The sequence below is a fragment of the Nostoc sp. CHAB 5715 genome (genome assembly GCF_020829685.1).
In the GTDB taxonomy this organism is placed as follows: domain Bacteria; phylum Cyanobacteriota; class Cyanobacteriia; order Cyanobacteriales; family Nostocaceae; genus Nostoc.
The window spans coordinates 1-8676 of sequence record NZ_JAIVFR010000217.1 but is presented as its reverse complement, the minus strand read 5'-3'; the positions used below and the strand labels follow the sequence as shown (position 1 = coordinate 8676).

Here is an 8676-nt window from a genome sequence, read left to right as displayed (position 1 = left end):
ACTGCTCCGAGCAACCAGAAACCATGGGGATATCTGGCCAGGAGTTCGTAATCATAATAAGGATTAAGGGCTTTTACTACAGAAGGATAATGGATGATCTGAGACAAACCGATCACAAGCAGCATCGTAAACCAAACAACTCCTACAGCCACAGCCGAATCTCAGGAATTCAACGATCTGAATAAGATACCGCAAGAATGGCGGCAACATATCCAAGATTTGGCTGCATTAGGTGTTTTGTCTATAGAACCAAAGGCAACTAAGAGCAATACTGCCACAACTAACCAGTTTGAACCCGGTAAAATCGTTACACATCGGGAATATGCTCGTTGGCTAATTGCTGCTAACAATGCTATGTATGCCAGCAATCCAGCTAAACAAATTCGCTTGGCATCAGAAACTACTCAACCAATTTTTAGTGATGTGTCTGCAAAAGACCCTGATTTTCCAGCAATTCAGGGATTAGCCGAAGCTGGTTTAATTCCCAGTCCTTTGTCTTTTGATTCTACAGTAGTTTTGTTTCGTCCTGATGCACCCCTAACGCGGGAACAGTTGCTGCTATGGAAATTACCTTTAGATACTCGCCAAGCTTTACCCTCTGCTAACTTAGATGCGGTCAAACAAACCTGGGGCTTCCAAGACGCGGCGCGAATTGACCCCAAAGCATTAAGAGCAGTGTTGGCTGATTACCAGAATGGCGAACAATCGAATATTCGGCGGGTGTTTGGTTATACGACTCTGTTTCAACCCAAAAAACCAGTAACTCGTGCTGAGGCTGCTATGGCTTTATGGTATTTCGGCAGTCAGGGTGAGGGTGTATCGGCTACTGAGGCTTTGAAATTAAGGCGAAGTTAAAGTGAAGTCTACGATGAGCTACAGCATTCTGTTGCGGTTAGTCCATCGATATCATAAAAGTGGGCAATTCCCACCCTTTAGCATGTAAATTTTGCCATTTCTTTGTAATATAGCTATTTTTTCTCAATAAAATGTAAATTTAATTATTTTCAGCGTTTTTACCCGGGTTTGATGAACTTTTGAGGCATAGTTAAGTAAAACAACGTAAATTACTCAATAGGCGTACTTAGTCAGGGCTATTTCATTCTCATCTACCCCGCCTGAGAATGAATTCACCAGTCTAATAGCGAAAGTCGTCTAAAGACGACTGAGAAAAGGTTATAGTCCCTTAAAACGCACTTTAGCTATAAGAGAGGAACTTTAATTCTGGGCTTTTTATGTCTCGAATGAAATAGCCCTAAGTAGGTAGGCGTAATTAAACATAAGATCAAACCTCACCCTCAATCCCTCTCCTTATTAAGGAGAGGGAAGCCGGAGGCAGGGTTAGGTTTTATATTTAATTTGACCGACTTATATCATATCCGATAAATTACTTGTGATATGTCATTGCGAGTGGAACGAAGTGAAACGAAGCAATCACAACGTCTGGAGCGATTGCTTCACTCCGTTCGCAATTGACTTGTGTTTAACCGGACGTGATATTACTTAGTACTTAGTTTTGAAGTAAGTCAAAATACAAGTAGTCAGAACTTTTAAACAAATTAAAAATACCACAGGTAAAACAAAGATGAAAAAACAAGCTGTAGCAGTAGGATTTGTTCTCTTATCTTTCATGTTGCCGCTCAAAGCGAGTGCTGCGAGTTTTAGCAAATTTTATGTATTTGGCGACAGTCTTTCTGATACTGGCAATGTATTCACTGCTACTAATGGTTTAGTCGCTCCGACAACAGCTATTCCCCAAGATCCACCCTACTTTCAAGGGCGTTTTTCTAATGATCAGGTGTGGGTAGACTACCTGGGAAATCAGCTAGGATTAAATTCTACCCCATACTTGATTTCAAATTCTACTATTCCTAATCAAGGTATTAATTTTGCCGTCGGCGGTGCTAGTTCTGGTCAGGGTAATGCTGTTGTTCCTAGTGCGCCGTTACCGGGAGTGCTAGAGCAAGTCGGCTTATTCACGCAACCAATTCTACAAGCCAATCAGAAGCTTGATCCAAATGCTCTTTATGCTGTATGGGGAGGTGCAAATGATTATGTGTTTGGTCAAGCTACCAATGCGACTCAAACAGTCCAGAATTTATCAGATGCAGTAGGGTTACTTGCCTCATCTGGCGCAAAAAATATTTTAGTCTTTAACTTGCCTGATTTGGGCAAGATTCCATTTGCATTCGCTACAGGTCTATCTAGCAACTTGACTAGTTTTACAAATGACCATAACAAGAGATTAGCAGAGGAACTAGGCAAATTTAGCAGTAACTCGGATTTGAATCTGATCTCTGTGGATGTGTTTTCCCTATTTAATCAAATACAAGCAAATCCAGGGAAGTTTGGGTTTCAAGATGTGGCTAACCCTTGCGTAGTAGGTACTTTCCAGACAATCATCAGTGTATGCCCTCAACCAAACGATTATTTGTTCTTTGACTCTGTACATCCAACAACAGGCGTTCATAAGTTAGTAGCAGACACTGCACTGGCGGCGATTGAGGCTAAGTCTGTCCCGGAACCTGCGATAAACTGGGGAATTTTAGCCCTTAGTGCTTTTGGTGCGGTAGGAGTGCTGAAGCGTCAACAAAAAAGAGCAGCATTGATCACAGCAGACCGGGTTTTTGATGCACAATTGTCTCATATAACAGTTGAAAACTGAACTAACTGTATTTGGGATTACGATCGCTTATTTCAAATTATTGAAGAATTAGTCATGCACCATTCTCCTAGTGGTGCAGAAGCTGAAATTAACCAGTTGTTAATGCAACGATTTGCGGCGCTGGGTGTAGAAGTATGGTGCGTAGCTTGCCGCCGTAGGCATCGCGCCGATAATATTATTGCCAAGATTCCAGGCAAAAGTCCAGATCGAGCGATGTCTAACGACAAGCCGCTTCGCGCCTACGCTATCACCGCACACAAAGACGAAATTGGCACAATTGTCAAGACCCTTGGTGATGAAGGTCGTGTCAAAGTCAGCAAACTCGGCGGTTCTTTCCCGTGGGTTTACGGCGAAGGCGTTGTCGATTTACTCGGAGATAACGAAACCATTAGCGGTATTCTCAGCTTTGGTTCCCGCCATGTTTCCCATGAATCGCCCCAAAAAGTGCAGCAGGAAGATACTACTGTTAAGTGGGAAAATGCCTGGATTGAAACGAAGCTCACATCTGCTGAATTAGAAACAGCTGGCATTCGACCTGGAACTAGAAGGTCTATTGACGATCGCAGGATAATTAAGAAAAGCCTGAAAACTTCCGGGAGCATCGTTAATGCACATCACGATGAATTTGTACAGTGCGTAAATCCTATTTCAGTGCTTCTTGGTAACAAGCGATCGCCTGCTCTAAATTCTGAGCTTTCTCCCCTAGTATTCTGTCACTGTAAGCAGTACCAAGATTATGTTGCGTTTCTGCCCAATTTTGGGGAAAATCTTCAAAAGTTCTGACTCTCAGTGCTTCTTGGTAACAAGCGATCGCCTGCTCTAAATTATCAGCTTTATCCCCTCGTATTCTGTCACTGAAAGCAGTACCGAGATTATGTTGCATTCCTGCCCAATCTTGGGGAAAAGCTTCAAAAGTTTTGACTTTCAAAGCTTCTTGGTAACAAGCGATCGCCCGCTCTAAATTATCAGCTTTATCCCCTCTGATTCTGTTACGATAAGCTTCACCGAGATTATTTTGCGTAGCTGCCCAATCTTCGGGGAAAGCTTGCTGGGTAAAGAATGTCAGCACGACTTCATAGCCAGTGATGGCAATTTCCATATTACTGGCTTTGTTACCCAACGGGAATTTGCTAATTATGTTGCTCAAAACGACAATAACTACTGCTACTTGGTATTTCTCCTGATCTGCTGTGGCTTCTCTCAGTCTATATGTCCCCCACTGGCGCAATATTTCTGCTAACACCTCGTCGAGTTTGTCTGTATTGTTTGCCAGCAAGGGGTAAACTACCTGCGCTATCGGCACGTTACCCCAGCTTGAATTGATTGCTTGTAGTACCTCTGTCAAAAAATCAACATATTCTTCTTGTGCTGTTATATCTGACACTGAATCGCTATACACTTCGAGCAGCCGCCTTACAATATTCATCAAACGATTAGCTTGCTCAAACTCACCTATTACTATCAAATTACTTACTCTTTCTGAGGTTTTCTGGAAGAAGCCAACATCCACTAATTCTTGGTTTGCTGCCAAAATCTCTCGGACTTCATCGTGACTACGGCAATTCAATAGGCGTTGAATGAGGTTGAGATAGGCTTGCTGTCGCTGTTCATTCATGGGCAAGGGTGTGAGACGCAACTAGGTTATAAGAAATAATTCAACACCAACACCCTAAATACAGGAAAAATGTAGAATTTCATCACAGGTGATGTGTGTCTGACAATGAAAGAACCTCGTGGCTAAGTATTTTTTACTTGTGAACAGACAATATACTGATTTTGCGATCGCCCACTACCAGTTTCAGGTAAAAAGAGGATGGATGCGATGCCTACGCTGGGCTGGCTACGCCAACGCATTTATCGATTTGGCGATGCCTACGGCGGGCTACGCCAACGCAATTATTATTTAGGCGATCGCAAAGTTCTGTTTTTCAATTGATACGCTATTCTCATCGCCATTGATTCAACCAACGTATTTGCCCAGGCCAGTCTTCTGCTTGAGTTTCTGATAGCAAGCGATCCAATGCTTGAATGAGGTCAGACAAATTCCAACTATTTTGTGCCGCTAGAATAATGCCTCTGTGCTGCGGATACTGAATAACCAAGGACAAGAAATCTTTGATGTTGAAGGTAAAAATACACCGTCCGTTATCTGTGGCTTTCAGCAGTTGCATTTCATCGCTAGCATCTTCTGGCATCCATTCATTGGGAGTGCGAGTCACATCATGACCACGAGCAACTAGAGCCGTATGCAATGCTTTAATGGAGGTGTCTGCATCTAAATGCAGCAGGAGTTTAGACACCAGCAGTTTCAATCGCTTGTTCTGTAGCGATCGCTTCATCAATCTCGGTACGATGGGCAGTGTAAAAACCCAGTGCGTCATTGATCTGAGCTTCAGTAATACCATACTGTTGGACAATTTGCTCGCAAGACCAGCCCCACTGATGAGCAGCAATCGCTAGAGTTTGCACTCGAATTCCTGTACCACTAACAACGGGAACTTTTTGGCCACTGCTTCCAATGCGATAGCTAATCAAGGGAAAGGAGGGGTCGTTCAGTTGATGGCGAAGGGAGGCAACTTTTTCTGCTACTGCCCACAAAATAAATTGATCGAGGGAAATTCCTTGGCTAGTTGCCCATTGCTCTATCTCTTGCTGTAGTTGAACAGGTAAATTGACCAAGTAGGAAGGCATTTGCTGAAGCTCAATGAATTGACTTTTCATTACTTGCTTTATTCTAAGCGATCGCCCACTACCAGTATTTTTCATCGATTTTGCGATGCCTGGGTTGGGCTACGCCAACGCAATTGTGATTTCGGCGATGCCTGCGGCAGGCTACGCCAACGCAATTGTTATTTCGGGGTACGCATTTGTTATTTCGGGGTACGCATTTGTTATTTCGGGGTACGCATTTGTTATTTCGGGGTACGCATTTATTTTTTGGAGTTCCATTAAATCAGTACTGTAGCAGGGCTATTTCATTCTCATCTAGTCCGCCTCAGAATGAATTCTGGGTCTAATAGCGAAAGTCGTCTAAAGACGACTGAGAAAAGGTTATATAGCAATCCTATCTGATTTGTGAAAATTCTCAGTGTCCAGATCCCCGACTTCTTTAAGAAGTCGGGGATCTAACTTTTCACGAATGATTTAGGATTGCTATAGTCCGTTTTAACGGACTTTAGCTAAAAGCCTGTGAACTTCAGTTCTGGGCGGTTTCTGTCTAGAACGAAATAGCCCTGGTACTGTAGGGTGCGTTAGGATGAAATCCGTAACGCACCATTCGTAAGGATTTGGAGCCGTACTCCTGGCGATAAAACACCCTCAATGCCCAAAGAATACACAATTACCGCACTTTCTAGTATGCCGGCCAAAGATGTTTATCATAATGTTGTGATAACAGCCCTAGAAAAAGATGGTTGGCTAATTACTGATGACCCATTTAAATTAAAATGTGGGACAAAAGATTTATATATAGACTTGGGTGCAGAAAAACTTATAGTCGCAGAAAAAGGTCAGCAGAAAATAGCAGTTGAAATCAAGAGTTTTCTCAGCCAATCTCCCGTTACAGATTTAGAAAATGCATTAGGACAGTTTATTCTTTATTACGATATTTTAGAATAACAAGAAAGCGACCGAATTTTGTATCTTGCTATCCCCCGTCGAACTTACACTGAAATTTTTACCGAAACCATCGGCAAGATTTTATTAAAAAAGAACCGCTTACGTTTACTTGTATTTGACCCAAAGCGAGAGGTGATTGTGCAATGGATACCTTAGAAAAATATCAAAAAATCATCGAAGATATTCTGAATGAATATATAAAAATACCCTATGCAAATCGTCAATTAGAAACAAAACTTATTATTGATCGCACAGCTACTAATTACATAGTAATGACTTTGGGATGGCAGGGAGAAGAACGAGTTCATGGTTGTATTATCCATATTGAAATTATTGATGGAAAAATTTGGATTCAGCGCGATGGGACTGAATATGGAATTGCCAATGAACTCGTAGCCGCAGGAATTCCCAAAGATAAAATTGTTTTAGCTTTTCATCCAGAAGATGTTAGACAATACACTCATTTTGCGATCGCTTAATTGTTGATGAATGCGTTGGCGTAGCCCAACCCAGGCATCGCTTGCACATCTTTGGGCGTTACTGCCAAACTAACCCTAAGTTAAAATACGAATTAAAGCGAATATTGTGTATTATCTACCTTTAACCAGCCTAATTTTTAGTATAGTGAACTCCTATGGCAAAAGATAGATTTCATAATATTGTCAGAAATGCTTTAGAAAAAGACGGCTGGAAGATTACGGCTGACCCTTATGAAATCAATGTGGATGATGTAGATTTTGAGATTGATTTAGCGGCAGAGCAACTTTTAGGAGCAGAGAAAGAGGGACAAAAAATAGCGGTGGAAATTAAAAGTTTTATTAGTCCATCTAATGTTTCAGAATTTCATACAGCCTTGGGACAGTTTTTAAACTATCGGGATGCTTTAGATAAAATTGAACCAGAACGCCAACTTTATTTAGCTGTTCGCGTCCCAATTTATGAAAGTTTTTTTCAACGAAAATTTATTACATCGGCAGTTGCAAAATATCAATTACGATTGATAATTTACGATGTACAAGAGGAGGTTATTCGTCAATGGCTGTAGAAAAATATCGGCAATATATTCGACATCTTCTTTGCGAACGGCAAAAGCGAGCTTCGATGCAACGAAATGCCGAAGAGTATGATGTGCAAACAATTTTCGACGAACAACAAGACCACTATCAATTACTTTATGTCGGTTGGCGGGGAAATAAACGCGATTTTGGCTGTATTCTACATCTCGATATTAAAGATGGGAAAATATGGATTCAACATGATGGTACCGAAGTTGGAATTGCCAATCGATTAGTTGAAATGGGAGTACCCAAGCAAGATATTATTTTGGCGTTTCACGAACCCTATGTACGTCAATTTACCGGGTTTGGAACTTGAAAAATATTTCTGCCATAGCGAGCGCCGAATAAACACCCGTTGTGTTTGTTCCCGTTGTTCTTCTCACGTTTACCAAAATATCCGCGCCGAGAAAGCCCCTGGCTTTAGATATGGGGGTAAGGCGCGGGCTTTCTTTATTCGCTGTAAAAATGTTTTGTGATACAATTACGTTAGTGTACTCGACGTAATCATGTTGGTATTTGAGGCAAAGCTTGAGGGAACAAAGCAGCAGTACCAATCGCTTGATGAGGCGATTAGAACTGCTCGTTTTGTTCGCAATGCCTGTCTGAGATACTGGATGGATAATCGGGGTATTGGCAGATACGAGTTGAGTGCTTATTGCGCTGTACTGGCTGCCGATGAAAACTTTCCTTGGGTAGACAAACTTAACTCTATGGCTCGACAAGCTTCTGCTGAAAGAGCATGGAGTGCAATTGCTAAATTTTTTGACAACTGCAAGAAAGGTAAACCAGGAAAGAAGGGTTATCCACGCTTCAAAAAAGAGCAAATTCATAGTTCGGTTGAGTACAAAACTAGCGGTTGGAAACTTTCTAATGACCGTCGATACATCACTTTTAGTGATGGTTTTCAAGCCGGAACATTTAAGCTTTGGGGAACTCGTGACCTGCATTTCTACCAGTTGAAACAGTTTAAGCGAGTGCGAATTGTGCGTCGTGCTGATGGGTACTACGCTCAGTTTTGCATCGACTCTGAGCGAATCGAAAAGCGAGAGCCGACTGGTAAAACTATTGGTCTTGATGTTGGACTCAACTACTTTTTGACTGATAGCGAAGGTAATCAAGTTGAAAACCCGCGACATCTAAGGCAAAGTGAAAAGTCTTTGAAACGGATGCAACGTCGTTTTTCTAAGACTCAAAAAGGCTCTAAAAACAGAGCTAAATTTAGAAATAAACTGGCTGGTAAACACCTCAAAGTAAGTAGGCAGCGTAAAGACTTTGCCGTGAAGTTGGCAAGGTGCGTAGTCCAGTCTAGCGACTTGGTAGCCTATGAGGATTTGAAGG

10 protein-coding genes and 3 pseudogenes are annotated in these 8676 nt (G+C 41.9%); 9 read left to right on the top strand and 4 right to left on the bottom strand.

Annotation, left to right across the window (positions count from 1 at the left end; all coding sequences use genetic code 11):
- A partial coding sequence (locus tag LC574_RS39025; RefSeq protein ID WP_368736689.1) for a KUP/HAK/KT family potassium transporter occupies nucleotides 1–125 on the bottom strand: 125 nt, incomplete at its 3' end.
- 10 nt (nucleotides 126–135) lie between these two features.
- Between LC574_RS39025 and LC574_RS13975 the strand changes: the two are divergent.
- The 3 genes and pseudogenes from LC574_RS13975 to LC574_RS13965 form a co-directional block, all read left to right on the top strand.
- Nucleotides 136–855: pseudogene (locus tag LC574_RS13975) on the top strand (S-layer homology domain-containing protein); the annotation flags it as partial.
- 727 nt (nucleotides 856–1582) lie between these two features.
- Nucleotides 1583–2662: an SGNH/GDSL hydrolase family protein gene (locus LC574_RS13970; protein ID WP_229454078.1), complete on the top strand. Its 1080-nt coding sequence runs from the start codon at nucleotides 1583–1585 to the stop codon at nucleotides 2660–2662.
- 9 nt (nucleotides 2663–2671) lie between these two features.
- Nucleotides 2672–3445, top strand: a complete 774-nt coding sequence (locus LC574_RS13965; protein WP_368736688.1) for a hypothetical protein — start codon at nucleotides 2672–2674, stop codon at nucleotides 3443–3445.
- Here the strand turns inward: LC574_RS13965 and LC574_RS37990 are convergent.
- A pseudogene (locus LC574_RS37990) lies at nucleotides 3360–3761 on the bottom strand (tetratricopeptide repeat protein); the annotation flags it as partial. The gene LC574_RS13965 and the pseudogene LC574_RS37990 sit on opposite strands and share 86 nt — an antisense overlap.
- A 714-nt stretch (nucleotides 3762–4475) precedes the next feature.
- Between LC574_RS37990 and LC574_RS37985 the strand changes: the two are divergent.
- Nucleotides 4476–4598, top strand: coding sequence for a hypothetical protein (locus LC574_RS37985; RefSeq protein WP_267871521.1), 123 nt, complete (start codon nucleotides 4476–4478; stop codon nucleotides 4596–4598).
- A gap of 10 nt (nucleotides 4599–4608) precedes the next feature.
- On the opposite strand, the gene LC574_RS13955 is transcribed toward LC574_RS37985, so the two are convergent.
- Both LC574_RS13955 and LC574_RS13950 read right to left on the bottom strand, forming a co-directional pair.
- Complete coding sequence (locus tag LC574_RS13955; protein ID WP_229454076.1) at nucleotides 4609–4962, bottom strand: DUF5615 family PIN-like protein; 354 nt, start codon at nucleotides 4960–4962, stop codon at nucleotides 4609–4611.
- The gene (locus LC574_RS13950) at nucleotides 4955–5428 is read right to left on the bottom strand and encodes a DUF433 domain-containing protein (RefSeq protein WP_229454075.1); all 474 of its coding nucleotides are present in this window, start codon (nucleotides 5426–5428) and stop codon (nucleotides 4955–4957) included. Before LC574_RS13950 ends, LC574_RS13955 begins: the two co-directional genes overlap by 8 nt.
- A gap of 555 nt (nucleotides 5429–5983) precedes the next feature.
- Between LC574_RS13950 and LC574_RS13945 the strand changes: the two are divergent.
- The 5 genes and pseudogenes from LC574_RS13945 to LC574_RS13925 all read left to right on the top strand — a co-directional run.
- A pseudogene (locus LC574_RS13945) lies at nucleotides 5984–6436 on the top strand (element excision factor XisH family protein).
- Nucleotides 6424–6759, top strand: a complete 336-nt coding sequence (locus LC574_RS13940; RefSeq protein ID WP_229454074.1) for a XisI protein — start codon at nucleotides 6424–6426, stop codon at nucleotides 6757–6759. The pseudogene LC574_RS13945 and the gene LC574_RS13940 overlap by 13 nt, the downstream one beginning before the upstream one ends.
- A gap of 155 nt (nucleotides 6760–6914) precedes the next feature.
- Complete coding sequence (locus LC574_RS13935; protein WP_229454073.1) at nucleotides 6915–7325, top strand: XisH family protein; 411 nt, start codon at nucleotides 6915–6917, stop codon at nucleotides 7323–7325.
- On the top strand, nucleotides 7316–7654 hold the full coding sequence (locus LC574_RS13930; protein WP_229454072.1) for a XisI protein: 339 nt from the start codon (nucleotides 7316–7318) through the stop codon (nucleotides 7652–7654). The genes LC574_RS13935 and LC574_RS13930 overlap by 10 nt, the downstream gene beginning before the upstream one ends.
- A gap of 190 nt (nucleotides 7655–7844) precedes the next feature.
- A partial coding sequence (locus tag LC574_RS13925) for a transposase (RefSeq protein ID WP_229454071.1) occupies nucleotides 7845–8676 on the top strand: 832 nt, incomplete at its 3' end.